The sequence below is a fragment of the Streptomyces sp. NPDC055189 genome (genome assembly GCF_053606765.1).
In genome coordinates, this window is sequence record NZ_JBSGSG010000095.1 from 1 (window position 1) to 19,412 (window position 19,412).

The following is a 19,412-nucleotide window of genomic DNA, read 5'->3' on the forward strand; positions in this document are numbered from 1 at the left end:
ACCCGATACTCCGGGTAATCGGGTGGGTGGGCGGGAGAACTCCGGCGCGAAGCGCCGGGACAGGACCGGCCCGAGCGGGCGTGCAGGCGCCCGAGACGGGGTCGGCCCGAGCGGGCGTGCAGGCGCCCGGGACGGGATCGGCCAGAGCAGCCTGCCGTGTGCAAGGGGCGGGGTCGGCCCGAGCGGCCTGCCGTGTGCAAGGGGCGGGGTCGGCCCGAGCGGCCTGCCGGGTGGAAGGGACGGGGTCGGCCCGAGCGGCCTGCCGGGTGCAGGGGGGGCGGAACCGGTTCGAGCCAGGAGACAGGGGAGGCGCAAGCCGCCGCAGGGTCGGTGCGCGGGACAGGGACAAGCCCGCGCCGGGCCCGGCGGGGCGGACGGTACCCGGCCGGGCAGGCAGGCGGCGCCGCTCCACGTGGGGCCCGCAGGGCAAGCCCCCGAGCCCCCGGAGGGATCCGCACCCCGGACCGGGAGACCGGACCGCTTGCATCCAGCCGTTAGGCTGGTCCCGTGGCAGTCGTCGATGTATCCGAAGAGCTCAAGTCCCTCTCCTCGACCATGGAGTCGATCGAGGCCGTCCTGGACCTCGACAAGCTGAGGGCAGACATCGCTGCGCTCGAGGAGCAGGCGGCCGCGCCGTCCCTCTGGGACGACCCGGAAGCGGCCCAGAAGATCACCAGCAAGCTGAGCCACCTCCAAGCGGAGGTGCGCAAGGCCGAAGCGCTCCGCGGTCGTATCGACGACCTCAGCGTCCTCTTCGAGATGGCCGAGGAGGAGGACGACCCGGACACCCGCGCCGAGGCCGAAACCGAGCTCACCGCCGTCAAGAAGGCGCTGGACGAGATGGAAGTCCGCACACTGCTCTCCGGGGAGTACGACGCCCGAGAGGCGCTGGTCACCATTCGCGCGGAGGCCGGCGGCGTGGACGCCTCCGACTTCGCCGAGAAGCTGCAGCGCATGTACCTGCGCTGGGCGGAGCGTCACGGCTACAAGACGGAGCTCTACGAAACCTCGTACGCGGAAGAGGCCGGCATCAAGTCGACCACCTTCGCCGTCCAGGTCCCGTACGCCTACGGAACGCTCTCGGTCGAGCAGGGCACGCACCGTCTCGTGCGCATCTCGCCCTTCGACAACCAGGGCCGCCGCCAGACCTCCTTCGCCGGAGTCGAGATCCTCCCGGTCGTCGAGCAGACGGACCACATCGAGATCGACGAGTCCGAGCTCCGCATCGACGTCTACCGCTCGTCGGGCCCCGGCGGCCAGGGCGTGAACACGACCGACTCCGCGGTCCGCCTGACGCACATCCCGACCGGCATCGTCGTCTCCTGTCAGAACGAACGCTCGCAGATCCAGAACAAGGCGAGCGCGATGAACGTCCTCCAGGCCAAGCTCCTCGAGCGCCGCCGCCAGGAGGAGCAGGCGAAGATGAACGCCCTCAAGGGAGACGGCGGCAACTCCTGGGGCAACCAGATGCGTTCGTACGTCCTGCACCCTTACCAAATGGTCAAGGATCTGCGCACGGAGTGCGAAGTGGGTAACCCGGAGTCCGTGTTCAACGGCGAGATCGACGGTTTCCTCGAGGCGGGAATTCGCTGGCGCAAGCAGCAGGAGAAGTAAGCGCCGCTTTATCGACAAGGAAACGTAAGGCAACTGCCGCCCTTGAGGCGGCAGTTGCCTTTTACGTCACAGTCACATCTCCGTACGCCGGTCAACTGCTGTTATTTCCGACATCGCAGGCGCAACGACCTTGACGTTGCTCCGGAAACTGGAAAGGCTAGCGAGCGGCATGCGTATCTCTGGGGCGCGTGTGATCTGTGGGGGCGGATTTCAGCGCTCCCGACGAACGCAGTCCCGGACGCTGCCTCACTGACGATTCAGCTACTGGGGGTAGCAGCCAGATGACCAAGAAGACGCGTATCCGCGTAGCGCGCATAGCAGCCGGTGCGGTGATCGCCGCCGGTGCTTCGCTGACCGCTGCGGGTGCCGCCTCGGCCCTTGACGTCGGCGTGGACCTCGGCGGCGGTGTGGGCGCCAGCGCCAGCGCCGACGAGAACGGCATCGGAGTCGACGTCGGCCTCGGCGAGGACGAGCCGACCGAGGGCCCGACGGAGCCGACCGAGGTGCCCACGGAGCCCACCGAGGAGCCCACGGAGCCCACCGAGGAGCCGACCGAGCCGACCGAGGAGCCCACGGAGCCCACCGAGGACCCGACGGACCCCGGCACGCCCACCGAGGACCCCTCGGACCCGTCCGACCCGGGTACGCCCACCCAGGACCCGAGCAACCCCGGTAACGGCAACGGCACCGGTGGCGGCGGCAACGACAACGACCCCGACGGCGGCTCCAACCCCGTCGAGCAGGGCAAGGGCAAGGACAGCCTGACCGACACGGGCTCCGCCCCGGTCGAGCAGGGTGACAAGGCCGACAAGGGCGAGCTCGCCGAGACCGGCGCCGCCGAGACCACGTTCCTGCTCATCGGTGCCGCGACGATGATCGCCGGCGGCATCGGCTTCCGCATCCTGCCGCGCTTCGTCGGCAACCGCGGCGCCGCTGCCTGATAGCAGGCACCGGCACGGCATCACAGGCACCACATGAAGGAAGGGCCCGGAGCATCCAGCTCCGGGCCCTTCCCGCGTCCTGGCACGCGCCCGGGGGCGCGGGCGCGCTAAGCGGTCTGGTGCGCCAGCAGGGCCACCGCCGCTATCAGCACGACGAGCACCCCTATCAGAGCCGCAGGGCTGAGGCCGCCGAACGGCCCCTCTTGCTGCATGCGCTCGCGATTGGCCCGGCACACGGGGCAGCGGCCTTCGCTCACGGGCGCCGCGCAGTTCGCGCACACCAACCTGTCGTAGGTCATGCGCTCCTCCTCCCGCACAGTCACAGCCTGCCCAACGCTAGGGGGAACTCAACCGTTCCCCCTACCACTGTGCCAGCTTCCACGAGTTTCGGCGCGGCCCGTCCGTCCTCGTCGGTTTCCGACTGTTACGTTCCGTGGTATATCCGCGACAATTCGCGCAACTCAGGACGCTGACTGCGCTCGCGTACCGCCTTCGCGTATGGTCACGCTCACCTACCCCCGGCGACCCGTGGTGCATCCGTGATCCGATTCGACAACGTCTCCAAGGCCTACCCCAAGCAGACCCGGCCCGCCCTCCGGGATGTCTCTCTGGAGATCGAGAAGGGCGAGTTCGTCTTCCTGGTGGGCTCCTCCGGCTCCGGAAAGTCCACCTTTCTGCGACTGGTCCTCCGTGAGGAGCGCACCAGCCACGGCCAGGTGCACGTCCTCGGCAAGGACCTCGCGCGCCTCTCCAACTTCAAGGTGCCGCACATGCGGCGCCAGTTGGGCACCGTCTTCCAGGACTTCCGTCTCCTCCCGAACAAGACCGTCGGCGAGAACGTCGCCTTCGCGCAGGAGGTCATCGGCAAGTCCCGCGGCGAGATCCGCAAGTCCGTGCCCCAGGTCCTCGACCTCGTCGGCCTCGGCGGCAAGGAGGACCGGATGCCCGGCGAGCTCTCCGGTGGTGAGCAGCAGCGGGTGGCGATCGCGCGAGCCTTCGTCAACCGCCCCAAGCTCCTGATCGCCGACGAGCCGACCGGCAACCTCGACCCGCAGACTTCGGTCGGCATCATGAAGCTGCTCGACCGGATCAACCGGACCGGCACGACCGTCGTCATGGCGACCCACGACCAGCAGATCGTGGACCAGATGCGCAAGCGGGTCATCGAGCTGGAGAAGGGCCGTCTCGTCCGCGACCAGTCGCGCGGCGTTTACGGCTACCAGCACTGACGACCCGTACTGATCCACTGAAAGGACGCCATGCGCGCCCAGTTCGTCCTGTCGGAGATCGGCGTCGGTCTCCGCCGTAATCTCACGATGACCTTCGCGGTCGTCGTCTCCGTGGCCCTCTCGCTCGCCCTGTTCGGCGGCTCGCTGCTCATGCGTGACCAGGTGAGCACGATGAAGGGCTTCTGGTACGACAAGGTCAACGTCTCGATCTTCCTCTGCAACAAGGCCGACGCGGAGCAGGATCCCAAGTGCGCCAAGGGCGCCGTCACGAACGAGCAGAAGGAACAGGTCAAGGCCGACCTGGACAAGATGCCCGTCGTGGACAAGGTCGAGTACGAATCGGCCGATGAGGCCTACAAGCACTACAAGGAGCAGTTCGGCGACTCCCCGCTGTCCAGCTCCCTCACGCCGGACCAGATGCAGGAGTCGTACCGCATCAAGCTGACGGACCCGGAGAAGTACCAGGTGGTCGCGACCGCCTTCTCCGGGCGTGACGGCGTGCAGTCCGTGCAGGACCAGAAGGGCATCCTGGAGAACCTCTTCAATCTGCTCAACGGCATGAACTGGGCGGCGCTCGCGGTGATGGCGCTGATGCTCGTCGTCGCGCTGATGCTGATCGTCAACACGGTGCGCGTTTCCGCGTTCAGCCGGAGACGTGAAACCGGCATCATGCGGCTCGTCGGCGCGTCCAGCTTCTACATCCAGGCGCCGTTCATCATGGAGGCCGCCGTCGCCGGGCTCATCGGTGGCGGTATGGCCTGCGGAATGCTCCTCGTGGGCCGGTACTTCATCATCGACCACGGCCTCGCGCTCTCCGAGAAGCTGAATCTGATCCAGTTCATCGGGTGGGATGCGGTCCTTGCCAAGCTGCCTCTGGTGCTCGCCATCAGCCTGCTGATGCCCGCGCTCGCCGCGTTTTTCGCGTTGCGCAAGTACCTGAAGGTGTGACAAAACCCGCCTGTGCATCGGGGCGTCGTACGGTTCAACCGACCGTACGGCGCCCTTCGTTGTCCTAGACTCACCGGCATGTCAGGCCCCGACCGGTTCTGCGACCGGCTCTCCCGGACCCGCCGTATCCGCCGCGGGGCGACCCTGACATTGGTGTTCGCGAGCGTGCTCGCCACCGGCGCGGCCACCGGGTCCTGGGACGAGGTGGCCGACGAAGGCCGGAAGTCGTCTGCCGCGTCCACCCGTTCCGTCGCGTCGTCCGGCGATGCGTCCGGCGACGCGTCCGGTGACGCCGCCACCGAGGCGGCCGATGCCGCGGCCGAGGCGATGGCCGACGGCAAGTCCGGCAAGAAGGCCGCCGAGGAAGCCGTCAGCCGCAGCGGTGACCGCTGGGGGTCGGTGTACTCCCCCGGGGAGTACCAGGAGTTCGAGCAGTCCCTCGACGGCGCGTACACCGGCGTCGGCCTCTGGGCCAGGCGCGCGGCCGACGGGCGTATCGAGGTGTCCAGGGTCCAGCGCGGCGGCCCCGCTGGGCAGGCGGGCATCCGCGAGGGCGATCAGCTCAGGAGCATCGACGGCAGGCGCGTCGCGGGGCTTCCCGTGACCGAGGTCGTCTCGCTGCTCCGGGGCACCCGCGCGGGCAGCCCGGTCGAGCTCGGCCTGAAGCGGGGCACGCGCGCGTGGAGCGAGACGCTGCACCGGGCCCGCCTCTCCACGGACGACGTCACGGTGACGCAGCTCGCGGGCGGCGCCGTCATGATCAAGGTCGAGGCGTTCACCAAGGGCGCGGGCGAGCGCGTACGGAACGCGGTGCGTGACGCTCCCGCGGGCGCCGGCATCCTGCTCGACCTGCGCGGCAATTCCGGTGGCCTGGTGTCGGAGGCGGTCACCGCGGCTTCGGGGCTCGTGGACGGCGGCCTGGTCGCCACGTACGACGTGCGGGGCCGGCAGAAGGCACTGCACGCCGAGCGGGGCGGTGATACCACCAGACCCGTGGTCACCCTGGTCGACGGCGGCACGATGAGTGCGGCCGAGCTGCTCACGGGCGCCCTCCAGGATCGCGGACGTGCGGTCGTGGTGGGCTCGAAGACCTTCGGCAAGGGCTCGGTCCAGATGCCGAGCCGGCTGCCCGACGGTTCGGTCGCCGAGCTGACGGTCGGGCACTACCGCACTCCTTCGGGGCAGGCGGTCGACGGCCGCGGCATCACCCCGGACCTGGAGGTCCAGGGCGGGGCCGAGAGGCGGGCCGAGACAGTATTGACTGGCCTCGGACCCCCCTCGTAGTGCGAAAATGGCCTGACTATGGCGAAGGAAAAGGTAAAGCGCAAGGCCGCGAAGGCCGCTGAGAAGGCCCCTGCCCGGAAGATCGTCGCGCAGAACAAGAAGGCGCGGCACGACTACCACATCATCGACACGTACGAGTGCGGCCTCGTCCTGATGGGCACCGAGGTCAAGTCGCTGCGGATGGGCAGGGCCTCCCTGGTGGACGGCTTCGTGCACATCGACAACGGCGAGGCGTGGCTGCACAACATCCACGTCCCGGAGTACGTCCAGGGCACCTGGACGAACCACTCGGCCACGCGGAAGCGCAAGCTCCTGCTGCACCGGGCGGAGATCGACAAGCTGGAGTCCAAGTCGCAGGAGACGGGCCACACGATCGTGCCCCTGGTCCTGTACTTCAAGGACAGCCGGGTGAAGGTCGAGATCGCCCTTGCCAAGGGCAAGAAGGAGTACGACAAGCGCCAGACGCTCAAGGAGAAGCAGGACCTGCGCGAGACGAACCGCGCGGTCGCGGAGGTCAAGAAGCGCCAGCGCAGCGCCTAGCCGGCGGATCCCCGTCGGTCCTGGCGGGCCGCGCGGGAATTGACTGGCCCCGTCGGGCGTTGGTCACGTACGATGGCTACTGCACCTCACAGCGGGTGCGTGCATTGATAAAACAACATGGGGATGATCGGTTTCGACAGCGGATGTCGAAGCAGGGGAAGCGAGCCGAGGAAGCGACAATGATCTCGTTAACCATATGTCGCAACCAATAATCGCCAATTCCAAGAGCGATTCCCAGTCCTTCGCCCTCGCTGCTTAATTAGCAGTGAGTGAAGGACCCTTAATGGGTGTCAGCCCGGGGGTGTTCCCGACCCGGTTCCTGGCATAATTTAGGGAACTAAACCATCGAGCCCGGTCACGGGGTTCGATGGGAAATCAAACAGTGACTGGGCCCGTCGGAGACTTGTTCGCGAGATCACCGGGGCCGAGAAAATCGTAGCGAACTGCGCTCGGAGAAGCCCTCCTTTTGCACCGTTGGACGCGGGTTCGATTCCCGCCATCTCCACAATTCCCATGTGAGGTCAAAGCCTCCTGGCCACCGGCCGGGGGGCTTTTTCCGTGCGTGGGGCACGGAACCGCCGGGCACATCCTCTGGGCATGTGACTCGTTACCGCTTCTGAGTGCAGGTTCCAAACGGCCGGGCGGAACAGGAGTCCGGCCGAGTACGCAAGTGCAGGAGGCAGTCGCTTGGATGCCACCGTCACTCTTTTCGGCTCACTTCTCGCCAGTCTCGGCGTTCTGGGCGCGGCAGTGGTGGCTTATCTCGGCAAGCGCGGCGAGAACGCGCTCACCGGCTACTCCAGTCTCACGGAGAAGCTCCAGACCGAGCGGGACAGGCTGGAGCGTCAGGTCGCCGAACGCGACGCGAAATTAGCCGAGTTAAACGCTCTCCACGTCCATGACCAGGGTGAGATCGCCCGGCTGATCATCGACAACCAACGGCTCGGAGGCACTCCGTGAGCAAGCTCGAGCGGATCCTGGCCCACCGTTGGCGCAGCGTCTTCCTCGTCTGTGTACTGGTCGCGCTCAGCGGCGTCGCCGCGGTCCTCTGGGCCCGCATCGACGCCGGTGACCGCCGTGCCGATCAGTTCTCCACCGAGGCGGACCGGCGCGGGGAGGCCGTTTCCACGCTGGCCAGGGACGTACGGACCTTGCGGGCGCAGGTCCGCGCCCACGGCGACACCCCGGCGGCGCCGGACCCCTCCGACGCCGTCGACGACCTCGGGTCACGGGCGCGGGTGCCGGCCTCGGCGCCCGGTTCGCCGGGCGCGGACGGTACGGACGGCGCGGACGGGAAGCAGGGCGAGAAGGGCACGCCGGGCACCGGTGGCCGGGACGGAGACCGGGGCGATGCGGGGGAGCCGGGCGAGCCGGGCCCGACCGGCGCCGCGGGCTCGGACGGCGCGAACGGCGAACGGGGCCCGGAAGGACCGGCGGGGGCTGCGGGGCCGCCCGGCTCCGATGGCGCCAGAGGCTCGGACGGCTCCGACGGTGCGGGTGGCGCGGCGGGTCCCGAAGGCCCTGCGGGCCCGGCCGGCCCCTCGGGGCCGCGCGGCGAGCGCGGGCCCAAGGGCGATGCGGGCGAGGCAGGTTCCCCCTGCCCCGACGGCTACAGCCTCCAGCAGCCATCGGGCGACCCCGACGCTTTGGTCTGCCGGAGGAACGGCGTAACACCCACGGACCCGGCTCCCGCGGTCCTGCTGCTGGCGTCGATGCTGCCGCGCTGCCGCCGGACGCCAGGCGCGCCCGACTCCCGACTGACGTAGCGCGGGCGGGGGGATCCGCCCGGTCGCGATGTGTCCGGAGTGGGGTCTGTCGCAGGGGGACGGAGTCGGGGATGCTGCTGGGTCATGAGTAGACCCGTGAGACGCGTCAATGCCCGTATGCGCCACTGGATCTGGCCCGCCGTGCTCGGCGTCGCGGCGGCCACCCTCTCCGTCAGTTCGCCCGCAGGGGCGGACTCCGACCGCAGCGGCCTGCCCGAAGCCATCGACACCATCCTCGGCGACCCCCGGATGGAGGGCGGCGCGGCGAGCGTCGTCGTCGCCGACGCCGCGTCCGGTGACGTGCTCTACCAGCACCTGCCCACCGGGCGCCTGATGCCCGCCTCCAACACCAAGCTGCTTACGTCGACGGCGGCCATGGAGCGGCTCGGCCCCGACCACCGCTTCACCACCGACGTTCTCACCGACGGGAAGAAGAAGGGCTCCGTCCTCTCCGGCGACCTCTACCTGCGCGGCACCGGCGACCCGACGACGCTGGCCAAGGACTACGACCAACTCGCCGCGACGATCGCCGATTCGGGCGTCCGGCGGGTCTCGGGGCGCCTGGTCGCGGACGACACCCGGTTCGACGACAAGCGCATCGGCGACACCTGGGCGGGTGACGACGAATTCGCGTACTACGCCGCCCAGATCTCCGCGCTGAGCGTCGCCCCGGACACCGACTACGACACCGGGACGGTCATCGTCGAGGCCACGCCCGGCGCGAAGGCCGGGGACAGGCCCAAGGTGACGGTCACCCCGAAGACCGACTACGTGGACGTCGAGAACACGGCCAAGACCGTCGCCGCGGGCGGCGAGGACACGCTCACCATCGAGCGCGAGCACGGAACGAACACCATCACGGTCACCGGCACCGTCCCCGTGGGAGGTGATGCCACCAAGGAGTGGATCACCGTATGGGAGCCGACCGGCTACGCCGCCGCGATCTTCCGGGACGCCCTGAAGGCGCACGGGGTGCGGGTGAGCGGGCCGACCAAGGCCGGGGTCGCCACTCCCGGGGGCGCGCGGCGGCTCGCGTCGCACGAGTCCATGCCGCTGAAGGAGCTGATGATCCCCTTCATGAAGCTCTCCAACAACATGCACGCGGAGAACCTCACCAAGACGATGGGGTACGAGGCGACCGGGCGGCCCGGCAGCTGGCCCGACGGGCTCGCCGCCATCAGCGCCTACTTGAAGACCGCCGGTGTCGATCCCGGCAAGCTGCGCCAGGTCGACGGCTCCGGGCTCTCGCGCAAGGACAACGTCCCCGCCGACCAGCTGATCAAGCTGCTTCTGTCGGCGAAGGGCGAGCCCTGGTACGCCGACTGGTACAAGTCCCTCCCGGTGGCCTGCGACCCGGACAAGTTCGTCGGCGGCACCCTGCGCACGCGGATGTGCGGGACTCCGGCGGCCCTCAACGTACGGGCCAAGACGGGGTCGTTGACCGGGGCGTCCGCCCTTTCGGGGTACGTGAAGGACGCGGGCGGGCGTGAGCTGGTGTTCAGCATCATCCTGAACAACTACCTGCCCTCCTCGGTGAAGGCACTTGAGGACGCGATCGTCGTGACGCTCGCCAAGTCGACCGAGGACAAGGCCGAGTTGGTCAGGCCGCGCTCCCAGCGCGGGGCCGAGCCGGGCGGGGACCTGGAGTGCTCGTGGCGCAAGCCTGCGCGATGCTGAGCAGCAGGGCGCAGCACGCGGCGGTGACCGGGACCGCGTAGCCCCTGGCGGGGCTCAGGTGCTCCACCACCCAGCCGCCGACCGCGGCGCCGCACGCGATGCCCCCGAGGATCCCGGTGACGGCGAGGGTCATGCCTTCGTTCAGCCGGCCCTCGGGGGTGCGCTCCTGGACCAGGGTCATGGCGGTGACCATCGTCGGGGCCGTCGCCATTCCGGCGACAAGGAGAGCCCCGGCGAGCACAAGGAGTGAGCCGGTGAGCGTGGCGGCCAGGAGGGGGAGGGCCATCAGGGCCGCCATCGCGGTGACGCACAGGATGTGGCGGCGGTGCAGTGGCCCGCTCGGCTTGAGCGTTCCGTAGAGGAGGCCCGCCGCGCAGGACCCCGCGGCCTGGAGCGCGAGGATCGCACCGGCGGCCGCCTTGTGGCCCTGCGAGTCGGCGTAGGCGATCGTCACGACCTCCATCGAGCCGAAGACGGCGCCGGTCGCGAGGAAGGCGGCGAGCAGGGTGGGCATTCCGCGCGCGCGGAGGGGCGACTTCTCCTTGACGGTCGTACGTCCGCGGGGCGGCGGTTCCGTCGTGCGCTGGGCGGCGAAGAGCAGGACGCCGGTCAGGAGCAGCACGACTCCGATGAGGGTGCCCGCCTCCGGGAAGAACGTTCCGCACAGGAAGGCCGCGAGGACGGGGCCGAGCATGAAGCACAGCTCGTCCGCGGCCTGCTCGAAGGAGTTGGCGGTGTGTACGGCCCGCTCGTCGCCCTTCAGGAGGTGGGCCCAGCGGGCCCGGGACATGCCGCCGGTGTTGGGGGTGGTGGCCGTCGCGGCGTACGAGGCGAACAGGGTCCAGTCGGGCGCTCCGTAGTGCACGCAGAGCAGCAGCGAGAGCGAGCCGAGCGCGGCGATCGCGGTGGCGGGGACGGCGATCCGCGCCTGGCCGAACCGGTCCACGAGGCGGGCGGTCCACGGCGCCACGACGGCGGTGGTGGCGAGGCCGGTGGCGGTGACGGCACCGGCGAGCGCGTACGAACCACGGGCCCCGGCGATCATGATGACGGCGCTCACGCTGAACATGCCCATGGGGAGGCGGGCGATGAGGTTGCCGATGGTGAAGGCGGTGGCTCCGGGTATCCGGAAGAGGCGGGCGTAGGGGTTGCGGGGGCGGGGCGCTCGGGGTTTGGCGGGACGTCTGGGTGTGCCGGATTCGGCGGGGCGGCCGGGTGCGTGGGTTGCGGTGGGGCGGCTGGGCGCTTCGGGTTCGGCGGGCGGCATGGGGTAACCCTCACCGGGGTGCCGGTGTGGCGTCCAACACCTTGTGGGGCCCGACTCACGCACTTCTGTTGTGAGTTAGCGGATTCGTTGTAGGTTCCCCGGGTGACAGCAGAGCCTCGTATGTCCCGCGACCTGGAGCCCCGTCTGCTCCGCGCCTTCGTGGCCGTCTCCGAAGAGCTGCACTTCACGCGGGCCGCCGCCGCACTGTACGTCGCCCAGCAGGCGCTGAGCCGTGATGTGCGGCGCCTGGAGCGGGAGTTGGGCGCCGAGCTCTTCGTGCGCACGACACGCCAGGTCACGCTGACGGCCGAGGGCGAGCGGCTGCTGCCGTACGCGCGGCGGGTGCTCGACGCGCAGGACGACCTGGCCGCCGCCTTCGCGCGCGGCAGGGGCTCCGACGTGGCCCGGCCGCTGCTCGTGGACCTGAACAGCCAGGGGCTCATCAGCGGCCGCATCCTGGAGCGGGCCCGCGAACTCGCCCCGGACTGCGAGCTGATGGCCCGCTACGAGAGCGGCCTCACCGGAGCCGCAGCCGACATGCTCGCCGGGCGGCTCGACGTCTCCTTCGGGCGGTACGCCGGGCTCGAACCGGCCCTGCGGTCGCGCCTCGAGCAGCAGCCCGTCCGGTACGAGCCGATGGCGGTGCTCCTGCCGCTCGGCCACCCCCTGGCCGAACTCGACGCGGTGCCGCTCGGGGCGCTCGCGGGGGAGAGCGTGTACGCGGGGGCGGGCAATCCGCGGACGCTGGAGTGGACCGACCTGGCCCACCGCCTCTTCGAGGGGCGCGGCATCGAGGTGGCCGCGCCCGCACCGCTCGCGGTGGGACCCGAGGAATTCGGGCGGATCATGGCCAAGCACCGGAACCCCGTACTCGCCGCCGTGGACTTTCCGGCCATGCCCGAGTCGGTCCTGCGGCCCCTGGTCGATCCCGTACCGCTGTCGCCGGTGTCGCTGGTCTGGAGAAAGGGGCTCGTGCATCCCGGTGTCGACGCTCTGCGCGCCGCCGCGTCCGAGCTCGCCGCCGCCGAGGGGTGGCTGCGCAGGCCACAGGACGCGTGGGTTCCGGCCGCTGATGCGCGCATCATGACGTGAGTCACGGCTGGCGGATTAGTACGACTGTCACTGCGGTGCGCTACATTCATGGTCCGGGCGCGGTGTGATAGGGGGGCGCTCGGGTCGGGTGGGGGCCCGGTCCGACGGCAAGTTGCCCGGAGTCGTGCGCGCCCGAACCAGGTTATGTGGGGGGTTGTGCGTACGCATGGAGAATTGGCGAGAAGGTGCCCTACCGGAACACACCCATGATCCGAATGAAGTCACCATTCAGATCGACGGTGTGGGGCGACAGCTGCAGGATCTGGCTGCCGACAGTGGCCAGGAAGCGCCCGACGGGCCGGTTTTCGTCGACGAGTCGGGCCGGCGCAGCCGGAGGTACCGCCGAATAGGTGTGCTCGTCGGCATAGCCTGCGCCGTGTACGCGGTGATCATCGTCGGCACCCTGCTCTCGGGCAACTCCAGCGCGCCCTGGCTGCCGATCGACCCCAAGGACGACAAGCCGGCCAGCAAGGTGGACACCCCGAACCGCCCCGCCGACCCCCTCGACCCCTCGGCATCGCCCGGCACGACACCGTCCCCCGGCGCGTCGGAGAGCGGCAGCACCGCTCCCGCCACCGGCGACAAGGACCCGGCCGACCCGGACAAGACGGACGACGGCAAGACCGAGCCCGGCGACGACAAGCCCGACCCCGACCCCACGGGCGACGACAAGCCCGACCCCGATCCGACGGGCGGCAACAGCGGCGGCGGGAACCCCGACCCGTCCGACGACCCCACCGAGCCGGACCCCGATCCGGATCCGTCCGACGACGCCTCCTCGCCCGATCCGGACCCCTCCACCTCGGCCCCTGGCGGCGCCGCAGGCGCCGGCGGCGAGGTCCCCGTGGCGCAGTCCGCCGCCGATCAACAGTCCCCGCTGCGCGTACGGGCGGCCGTGTATCAGGCCCCGCAGAGCGCAGGCCAGCAGCCCTCGGAGGGCGCACAGCGATGAATTCCCGCACGAAGAGGGGCCGGTCCGCCGGCTCCCGTCACAGTCACGCCCAGCCCCGGGGCGGCGGCGGCCGGAACAGCCATACCCAGCCCCGTGGTGGCGGCGGCGGACGACGCCGCGCGCAGCCGGTCCGCAGCAAGCGCAGAGTCCCCCTGCGCTACCTCATGCCGCTGCTCCTCCTGGTCGCCCTGATGGCGATGCTCATGCTGCGCGGCTACACCCACAGCGAGATCCTCGCTGACCACCGCGTGCGCCCGCCCGCGGCCACCGACAAGGTGCCGGAGAAGATCCTCGAGGACGGCGGCCCGGTCATCGACACCCGCGGCGGCCACGAGGGCACGCTCAGCGTCCCCGACCACCGGCTCGTGCTGACCTTCGACGACGGCCCGGACCCGGAGTGGACCCCCAAGGTCCTCGACGTACTGAAGAAGCACCACGCGCACGGCGTCTTCTTCGTCACCGGCACGATGGCCTCGCGCTACCCCGACCTCGTCGAGCGCATGGTGGACGAGGGCCACGAGGTCGGCCTGCACACGTTCAACCACCCCGACCTGTCGTACCAGTCCAAGAGCCGTATCGACTGGGAGCTCTCGCAGAACCAGCTCGCCCTCGCGGGCGCCGCGGGCGTGCGCACCTCCCTCTTCCGCCCGCCGTACTCCTCGTTCTCCGACGCCATGGACAACAAGTCCTGGCCGGTGACGCAGTACATCGGCAGCCGCGGCTACCTCACCGTCGTCAACAACACCGACAGCGAGGACTGGAAGCGCCCCGGCGTCGCCGAGATCATCCGCCGTGCCACGCCCAAGAACGGCAACGGCGCGATCGTCCTGATGCACGACTCCGGAGGCGACCGCTCGCAGACGGTCGCCGCGCTCGACACCTTCCTGCCCGGTCTGCAGGACAAGGGCTACAAGTTCACCAACCTCACCGAGGCCCTGGACGCCCCCAGCGCGCACGCGCAGGTCAGCGGCATCGAGCTCTGGAAGGGCAAGGCCTGGGTCTTCCTGGTCGGCGCCTCGGAGAAGATCACCGGCGTACTCGTCGTCGCCCTCGCCGTGATCGGGTCCCTGGTCATGCTCCGCTTCGGCCTGATGCTGCTGCTCTCCGCGGTGCACGCGCGCAAGGTGCGCAAGAAGGGCTTCCGCTGGGGTCCGGACATCACCGAGCCGGTATCGGTCCTGGTCCCCGCCTACAACGAGGCCAAGTGCATCGAGGCGACGGTCCGCTCCCTCATGACGAGCGACCACCCCATCGAGATCATCGTCATCGACGACGGCTCATCGGACGGCACCGCGCTGATCGTCGAGGGGCTCCGCCTGCCGAACGTACGCGTCGTCCGCCAGCAGAACGCGGGCAAGCCCGCCGCCCTCAACCGCGGCATAGCCAACGCCCGTTACGACCTCATCGTGATGATGGACGGCGACACGGTCTTCGAGCAGTCCACCGTGCGCGAGCTGGTGCAGCCGTTCGGCGACCCGCGCGTGGGCGCCGTCGCGGGCAACGCGAAGGTCGGCAACCGGGACTCCCTGATCGGCGCCTGGCAGCACATCGAGTACGTGATGGGCTTCAACCTCGACCGCCGGATGTACGACATGCTCGGCTGCATGCCGACCATCCCCGGCGCCGTGGGAGCCTTCCGGCGCTCGGCACTGGAGCGGGTCGGCGGCATGAGCGACGACACGCTCGCCGAGGACACCGACATCACGATGGCGATGCACCGCGACGGCTGGCGCGTCGTGTACGCCGAGAAGGCGCGCGCGTGGACCGAGGCGCCGGAGACGGTGCAACAGCTGTGGTCGCAGCGCTACCGCTGGTCGTACGGCACCATGCAGGCGATCTGGAAGCACCGCCGCTCGGTGATCGAGTCGGGCCCTTCGGGCCGCTTCGGCCGGGTCGGCATGCCGCTCGTCTCGCTCTTCATGGTCCTGGCACCACTCCTGGCCCCCCTGATCGACGTGTTCCTGCTCTACGGCCTGGTCTTCGGTCCCACGCAGAAGACGATCGTCGCGTGGCTCGGCGTGCTCGCCGTCCAGGCGGTGTGCGCGGCGTACGCCTTCCGGCTCGACCGCGAGCGCATGACCCATCTGATCTCGCTGCCCCTGCAGCAGATCCTCTACCGGCAGTTGATGTACGTCGTGCTGCTGCAGTCCTGGATCACCGCCCTGACCGGAGGCCGCCTTCGCTGGCAGAAGCTCCGGCGCACGGGAGTCCTCGGAACTCCGCCCTCGATTCCGCAGCAGCGGACGGGCAGCCCTGATCGGAGGCCCGTCGCATGACCTATCCCCAGCAGCCCACGCGCCCGACGCAGCCCGGGTACCCCGCGCAGCCCGGGTACCCCACGCAGCCGGTGCACCCCACACAGCCGTTGCCACAGGTGCCGCCGCCTCCGGGGCTGAGGAACCATGCGCCGGGGCAGGGCGGCCCGGGGGGACCCGGCGGGATGGCTCCCGGCATGGGAGTGACGCCGGTGGGTCCCGCAGCCCCCACTGCTCCCGCTGACGCGCCCAAGAAGCCGGGCCGGGACCGCTACTTCGACGTACTGCGCTCGCTCGCCCTGGTCCGTGTCGTCATCTACCACCTGTTCGGCTGGGCCTGGCTGACGATCCTCTTCCCGTCCATGGGCGTGATGTTCGCGCTCGCGGGCGCCCTGATGGCACGCTCGCTGAAGCGCCCCGCGTGGGGCGTGATCAGGGGCCGTATCCGCCGACTGCTCCCGCCCATGTGGGCGTTCAGCGCGGTGGCGCTCTTCCTCCTCTTCTACGGAGGCTGGAACGTCACCAAGGACCCGGACCACGGGGACACTTGGGGCCTGGTCAGCATGGTCAACTATGTGTTCCCGATCGGCGCCCCGCCCTTCCCCTGGCACATCGGGGACAAGGCGGGCCTCCTGGAGGACACCTGGCCGGCGCAGGCCGCGGGCCCGCTCTGGTACATCCGCGCGTACCTCTGGTTCGTGATCGCCTCGCCCCTGCTCCTGTGGGCGTTCCGCCGGGTGCCGTGGGCGACGCTGTTCGCGCCGCTCGCCCTGACGGCGGTGCTCGCCACGGAGATCGTCAAGATCCCCGGCGAGACGGGCAACGCGGTCTCGGACTTCGGGGTGTACGGCAGCTGCTGGGTGCTCGGCATGGCCCACCAGGAGGGCGTCCTCGCCCGCGTCCCGCGCTACGTGGCGGTGTCGGTCTCGGCCCTGATCATGGCCTTCGGCCTGTGGTGGGCCTCGGGTCACCTGGGCCCGGACGGCTGGGACCTGAACGACATCCCGCTGGCCCAGGCGGCGTGGTCCTTCGGGTTCGTCGTCATCCTCTTCCAGTACTCCCCGTCCTGGCAGGAACTGCCGGGGAGGTTGAAGCGCTGGGACAAGCTCATCACCCTCTCCAACAACCGAGCGGTGACGATCTACCTCTGGCACAACCTGCTGATCATGGCCACGGTCCCGATCATCGACATGGCGTACGACCTGCCGTTCATGGAGGACGAGCAGTGGAGCTCGGCCCTCGACACCACGTACATGCTGTGGATGACGGTCCTGGTCTGGCCGTTGATCGGTCTGATGGTGATGGCCGTGGGCTGGATCGAGGACTTCGCGGCGAAGCGGAGTCCGAGGCTGTGGCCGGACGGTTCGAAGCCGTCCAAGCCGTCCAAGCCGTCCAAGCCCACTAAGGCCAGGCGGGCCGCTCCGAGGGGCGGCTCGCACCGGGGCTGAGCTGAGGCTTCGGCCGTCGCTCAGTACCCGACGGTGAAGCGGGTGCGGTGGTGCTTGGGGCGTTCGGCCTCGTCCAGGACCGCCACCGCGAGATCCTCCATGGAGACGGCGGACTTGCCGTCGGCGTCGACGATCAGCTCGTCGGCGCCGAGGCGGTAGCTGCCGGTGCGGACGCCGGGTTCGAGCAGGGCGGAAGGGCTCACGTACGTCCAGTCGACGTCGGTGTCCGCCGTGCGGACGGCGTCGAACTGGGCGTTGGATGCCAGGGCGATGTGCCGCCAGGCGGTGGGTACGTACGCGGGGTCGTCGACGGCGAGGACGCCGCCGCTGCCGGGCACGGTCAGACTCCCGGCCCCGCCGACGACGAGCAGCCGTACGCCGGTCTTGTGCATCCCCGCGAGCAACGCCCGGCTGATGGCGGCGTGTTCGGGCTCGCGGCCGGGTGCGGGTCTGGTGGCGTTCACCACGAGATCCTGGCCGGCGCTCAAGGCGGCCACCTGCTCCGGGACTCCGGCGTCACCGGCGCGGTGCGTGGCCGCGGGGTGCAGCTCGCCGAAGCGGGCGGGGTCGCGGACGACTGCGGTGACGTCGTGGCCGCGGGTGAGGGCTTCGGCGACGACGCGGCTGCCGACGTTTCCGGCGGCTCCGAAGACGGTGATGCGCATGGGTCTGCTCCGTGGGTAGTGATTGCGGCGTACCGGGGTGAGGCGTGACTACGAGGGCTGCTTCCGTGCCGTACGCCGCCCCTGCCCGACCAGAACACTGGCGACGACGAGCACGAGCCCGCCCACCTGCCAGGGCGTGAGGGTCTGCCCGAGGAGGAGCAGCCCGGCGAGAGTGGCGACGACGGGGTTGGTCAGCCCGAGGAACGCCACGGACGAGGCGGGCAGCCGCTCGATGCCGCGGAACCAGAGGGCGTACGCGACGGCGGTGCCGATGATGCCGAGGTAGGCGTATCCGGCGAGGTTGGCCCCGGTGAAGTGACCGGGAAGCCCTTCGAAGCCGAGGGCGATGGGTGCAAGGACGAGGCCGCCCGCGGTGAGTTGCCACCCGGTGAGGGCGAGCAGCGAGACGCCTTCGGGCCGTCCCCAGCGCTTGCTGAGTACGACGGCGAGGGCCATCAGCGTCGTGGCGACCAGCATGGCCGCGATCCCCGCGAGGTCGAAGGAGGCGCTGCCGCGCAGGACGAGCAGCGCGACACCGACGACGCCGACGAGCCCGGCGGCCAGGGTGCGACGGGTGGGCCGCACCTTCAGTACGCCGATCCCGAAGCCGGCGACGAGCAGCGGCATGACGGCGCTGATGGTCGAGGCGACGCCGCCGGGAAGGTGGTAGGCCCCGAAGAACAGAAGTGGGAAGAAGGCCCCGAAGTTGAGCAGTCCGAGCACCCCAGCCTTCCACCACCAGTCACCGCTGGGCAGCCGCCGGGTGAGGGCGAGCAGGATGAGCCCGGCGGGCAGCGCACGCAGGGCGGCGGCGAGCAGCGGGCGGTCAGGGGGCAGGAGTTCGGTGGTGGTGACGTAGGTGGTGCCCCAGGTGGCGGGCCCGATGGCGGCGAGGCCTGCGGCGGCGAGGGCGGCGGTGCGGGGCGCGGTGCGCGCGGCGGTTGCGGGGTGTGTGGTCCCTACGGTGTCGCTTGCCTTCCGGCGGCTACGGACGGACATGGTGGCTCCCCCTCGGCTCAACTCTGCTCAACGCTGTTATTCTCAACGTTGAGATAAATATGGACCTTGGTTCTGTGAACGTCAAGTATCTCAACATTGAGAGATGTGGCTCTGGCCGCAGTGAGAGAGGGGATCGACATGGCTGACCCAGAGTTGCTGGTGCCGTCTACGCCCACGGACGCCGACGCGATCGACGAACTGCGCGCGCAGTGGCACCGCGAGCGCCCGGACATCGGCGCGGCGAGTCTGGACGCGATGGCCCTGGTGGGCCGCATTAAACGGGCGGATCACCTGCTGAGCAAAGGCATGAAACCGATCTTCGCGGAACACGGCCTGGAGTTCCCGGAGTTCGACGTCCTGGCGACGCTGCGCCGGGTGGGCGCCCCGCACGAACTGACGGCGGGCGGCCTCCTGAAGACGGCGATGGTGACATCAGGCGCCATCACCAACCGCCTCGACAAGCTGGAACGCAAGGGCCTGATCGAACGCCACCCGGACCCGTCCGACCGCCGCGCGATCAAGGTCCGCCTGACGGACGCGGGCCGCGAGCTGGTGGACCGCGCGGTGGTGGACCACGTGGCGAACGAGAAGCGGATGCTGGCGGCGCTTTCGGCGGAGGAGCGGGGGGCGTTGGACGGGGCGCTGCGGAGGTTGCTGGTTTCGCTGGGGGATACGCATTTGGGGTGAGTCCGGGGTTGCGTCAGGGCTCGGCGCTGCGTCAATGAGTGGGCTTCT

18 protein-coding genes and 1 other RNA gene are annotated in these 19,412 nt (G+C 69.9%); 15 read left to right on the forward strand and 4 right to left on the reverse strand.

Features of this window, described 5'->3' with window-relative positions:
* The first annotated feature begins 507 nt into the window (after window positions 1-507).
* Both prfB and ACWFR3_RS39625 read left to right on the forward strand, forming a co-directional pair.
* A complete protein-coding gene (prfB, locus tag ACWFR3_RS39620) occupies window positions 508-1,614 on the forward strand; it encodes a peptide chain release factor 2 (protein ID WP_453739554.1) in 1,107 nt (368 codons plus the stop codon).
* 281 nt (window positions 1,615-1,895) lie between these two features.
* Window positions 1,896-2,555, forward strand: a complete 660-nt coding sequence (locus ACWFR3_RS39625; protein WP_453739555.1) for an LPXTG cell wall anchor domain-containing protein — start codon at window positions 1,896-1,898, stop codon at window positions 2,553-2,555.
* Window positions 2,556-2,662: 107 nt separating this feature from the next.
* Here the strand turns inward: ACWFR3_RS39625 and ACWFR3_RS39630 are convergent, their stop codons facing one another.
* Window positions 2,663-2,854, reverse strand: a complete 192-nt coding sequence (locus ACWFR3_RS39630; protein ID WP_361186803.1) for a hypothetical protein — start codon at window positions 2,852-2,854, stop codon at window positions 2,663-2,665.
* A 240-nt stretch (window positions 2,855-3,094) separates the two neighbouring features.
* Here ACWFR3_RS39630 and ftsE point away from each other — a divergent pair, with 240 nt between their 5' ends.
* The 8 genes from ftsE (at window position 3,095) to dacB (ending at window position 9,999) form a co-directional block, all read left to right on the forward strand.
* The gene (ftsE, locus tag ACWFR3_RS39635; RefSeq protein WP_030788113.1) at window positions 3,095-3,784 is read left to right on the forward strand and encodes a cell division ATP-binding protein FtsE; all 690 of its coding nucleotides are present in this window, start codon (window positions 3,095-3,097) and stop codon (window positions 3,782-3,784) included.
* A gap of 30 nt (window positions 3,785-3,814) precedes the next feature.
* Window positions 3,815-4,732: a permease-like cell division protein FtsX gene (gene ftsX / locus ACWFR3_RS39640; RefSeq protein WP_453739556.1), complete on the forward strand. Its 918-nt coding sequence runs from the start codon at window positions 3,815-3,817 to the stop codon at window positions 4,730-4,732.
* A gap of 78 nt (window positions 4,733-4,810) precedes the next feature.
* A complete protein-coding gene (locus ACWFR3_RS39645) occupies window positions 4,811-6,016 on the forward strand; it encodes a S41 family peptidase (RefSeq protein WP_453739557.1) in 1,206 nt (401 codons plus the stop codon).
* 18 nt (window positions 6,017-6,034) lie between these two features.
* Window positions 6,035-6,556 carry an SsrA-binding protein SmpB gene (gene smpB, locus ACWFR3_RS39650; protein WP_453739558.1) on the forward strand — a complete coding sequence of 174 codons (522 nt, stop codon included), beginning with the start codon at window positions 6,035-6,037 and terminating at the stop codon, window positions 6,554-6,556.
* Window positions 6,557-6,675: 119 nt separating this feature from the next.
* Window positions 6,676-7,064: a transfer-messenger RNA gene (ssrA, locus tag ACWFR3_RS39655) on the forward strand.
* A 179-nt stretch (window positions 7,065-7,243) separates the two neighbouring features.
* Window positions 7,244-7,516, forward strand: coding sequence for a hypothetical protein (locus ACWFR3_RS39660; protein WP_453739559.1), 273 nt, complete (start codon window positions 7,244-7,246; stop codon window positions 7,514-7,516).
* Window positions 7,513-8,322 carry a collagen-like protein gene (locus tag ACWFR3_RS39665; RefSeq protein WP_453739560.1) on the forward strand — a complete coding sequence of 270 codons (810 nt, stop codon included), beginning with the start codon at window positions 7,513-7,515 and terminating at the stop codon, window positions 8,320-8,322. Before ACWFR3_RS39660 ends, ACWFR3_RS39665 begins: the two co-directional genes overlap by 4 nt.
* An 84-nt stretch (window positions 8,323-8,406) precedes the next feature.
* Window positions 8,407-9,999, forward strand: a complete 1,593-nt coding sequence (gene dacB, locus ACWFR3_RS39670) for a D-alanyl-D-alanine carboxypeptidase/D-alanyl-D-alanine endopeptidase (RefSeq protein ID WP_453739561.1) — start codon at window positions 8,407-8,409, stop codon at window positions 9,997-9,999.
* On the opposite strand, the gene ACWFR3_RS39675 is transcribed toward dacB, so the two are convergent.
* Window positions 9,923-11,266, reverse strand: coding sequence for an MFS transporter (locus ACWFR3_RS39675; RefSeq protein ID WP_453739562.1), 1,344 nt, complete (start codon window positions 11,264-11,266; stop codon window positions 9,923-9,925). The two genes, dacB and ACWFR3_RS39675, sit on opposite strands and share 77 nt — an antisense overlap.
* A gap of 120 nt (window positions 11,267-11,386) precedes the next feature.
* Here ACWFR3_RS39675 and ACWFR3_RS39680 point away from each other — a divergent pair, with 120 nt between their 5' ends.
* The 4 genes from ACWFR3_RS39680 (at window position 11,387) to ACWFR3_RS39695 (ending at window position 17,013) form a co-directional block, all read left to right on the forward strand.
* Window positions 11,387-12,358, forward strand: a complete 972-nt coding sequence (locus ACWFR3_RS39680; RefSeq protein ID WP_453739581.1) for a LysR family transcriptional regulator — start codon at window positions 11,387-11,389, stop codon at window positions 12,356-12,358.
* 241 nt (window positions 12,359-12,599) lie between these two features.
* Complete coding sequence (locus ACWFR3_RS39685) at window positions 12,600-13,310, forward strand: hypothetical protein (RefSeq protein WP_453739563.1); 711 nt, start codon at window positions 12,600-12,602, stop codon at window positions 13,308-13,310.
* Between the two features lie 164 nt (window positions 13,311-13,474).
* Entirely contained in the window at window positions 13,475-15,586 is a 2,112-nt protein-coding gene (locus ACWFR3_RS39690; RefSeq protein WP_453739582.1) for a glycosyltransferase, read from the forward strand.
* Between the two features lie 164 nt (window positions 15,587-15,750).
* Window positions 15,751-17,013: an acyltransferase family protein gene (locus ACWFR3_RS39695; protein ID WP_453739564.1), complete on the forward strand. Its 1,263-nt coding sequence runs from the start codon at window positions 15,751-15,753 to the stop codon at window positions 17,011-17,013.
* 20 nt (window positions 17,014-17,033) lie between these two features.
* Here the strand turns inward: ACWFR3_RS39695 and ACWFR3_RS39700 are convergent, their stop codons facing one another.
* Window positions 17,034-17,678: an NAD(P)-dependent oxidoreductase gene (locus ACWFR3_RS39700; protein ID WP_453739565.1), complete on the reverse strand. Its 645-nt coding sequence runs from the start codon at window positions 17,676-17,678 to the stop codon at window positions 17,034-17,036.
* Window positions 17,679-17,726: 48 nt separating this feature from the next.
* Window positions 17,727-18,677: an EamA family transporter gene (locus ACWFR3_RS39705; RefSeq protein WP_453739566.1), complete on the reverse strand. Its 951-nt coding sequence runs from the start codon at window positions 18,675-18,677 to the stop codon at window positions 17,727-17,729.
* A gap of 138 nt (window positions 18,678-18,815) precedes the next feature.
* Here ACWFR3_RS39705 and ACWFR3_RS39710 point away from each other — a divergent pair, with 138 nt between their 5' ends.
* Window positions 18,816-19,364, forward strand: coding sequence for a MarR family winged helix-turn-helix transcriptional regulator (locus ACWFR3_RS39710; RefSeq protein WP_453739567.1), 549 nt, complete (start codon window positions 18,816-18,818; stop codon window positions 19,362-19,364).
* Window positions 19,365-19,412: the final 48 nt, after the last annotated feature.

Bases quoted from the DNA above. Each gene is read 5' to 3' on its own strand.
- ACWFR3_RS39625 (WP_453739555.1), top strand. From the start codon at position 1,896: ATGACCAAGAAGACGCGTATCCGCGTAGCGCGCATAGCAGCCGGTGCG.
- ACWFR3_RS39690 (WP_453739582.1), top strand. From the start codon at position 13,475: ATGCCGCTGCTCCTCCTGGTCGCCCTGATGGCGATGCTCATGCTGCGC.
- smpB (WP_453739558.1), top strand. From the start codon at position 6,035: ATGGCGAAGGAAAAGGTAAAGCGCAAGGCCGCGAAGGCCGCTGAGAAG.
- ACWFR3_RS39645 (WP_453739557.1), top strand. From the start codon at position 4,811: ATGTCAGGCCCCGACCGGTTCTGCGACCGGCTCTCCCGGACCCGCCGT.
- ftsX (WP_453739556.1), top strand. From the start codon at position 3,815: ATGCGCGCCCAGTTCGTCCTGTCGGAGATCGGCGTCGGTCTCCGCCGT.
- ACWFR3_RS39675 (WP_453739562.1), bottom strand. From the start codon at position 11,266: ATGCCGCCCGCCGAACCCGAAGCGCCCAGCCGCCCCACCGCAACCCAC.
- ACWFR3_RS39710 (WP_453739567.1), top strand. From the start codon at position 18,816: ATGGCTGACCCAGAGTTGCTGGTGCCGTCTACGCCCACGGACGCCGAC.
- ACWFR3_RS39705 (WP_453739566.1), bottom strand. From the start codon at position 18,677: ATGTCCGTCCGTAGCCGCCGGAAGGCAAGCGACACCGTAGGGACCACA.
- ACWFR3_RS39695 (WP_453739564.1), top strand. From the start codon at position 15,751: ATGGCTCCCGGCATGGGAGTGACGCCGGTGGGTCCCGCAGCCCCCACT.
- dacB (WP_453739561.1), top strand. From the start codon at position 8,407: ATGAGTAGACCCGTGAGACGCGTCAATGCCCGTATGCGCCACTGGATC.
- ACWFR3_RS39700 (WP_453739565.1), bottom strand. From the start codon at position 17,678: ATGCGCATCACCGTCTTCGGAGCCGCCGGAAACGTCGGCAGCCGCGTC.
- ACWFR3_RS39680 (WP_453739581.1), top strand. From the start codon at position 11,387: ATGTCCCGCGACCTGGAGCCCCGTCTGCTCCGCGCCTTCGTGGCCGTC.
- ACWFR3_RS39630 (WP_361186803.1), bottom strand. From the start codon at position 2,854: ATGACCTACGACAGGTTGGTGTGCGCGAACTGCGCGGCGCCCGTGAGC.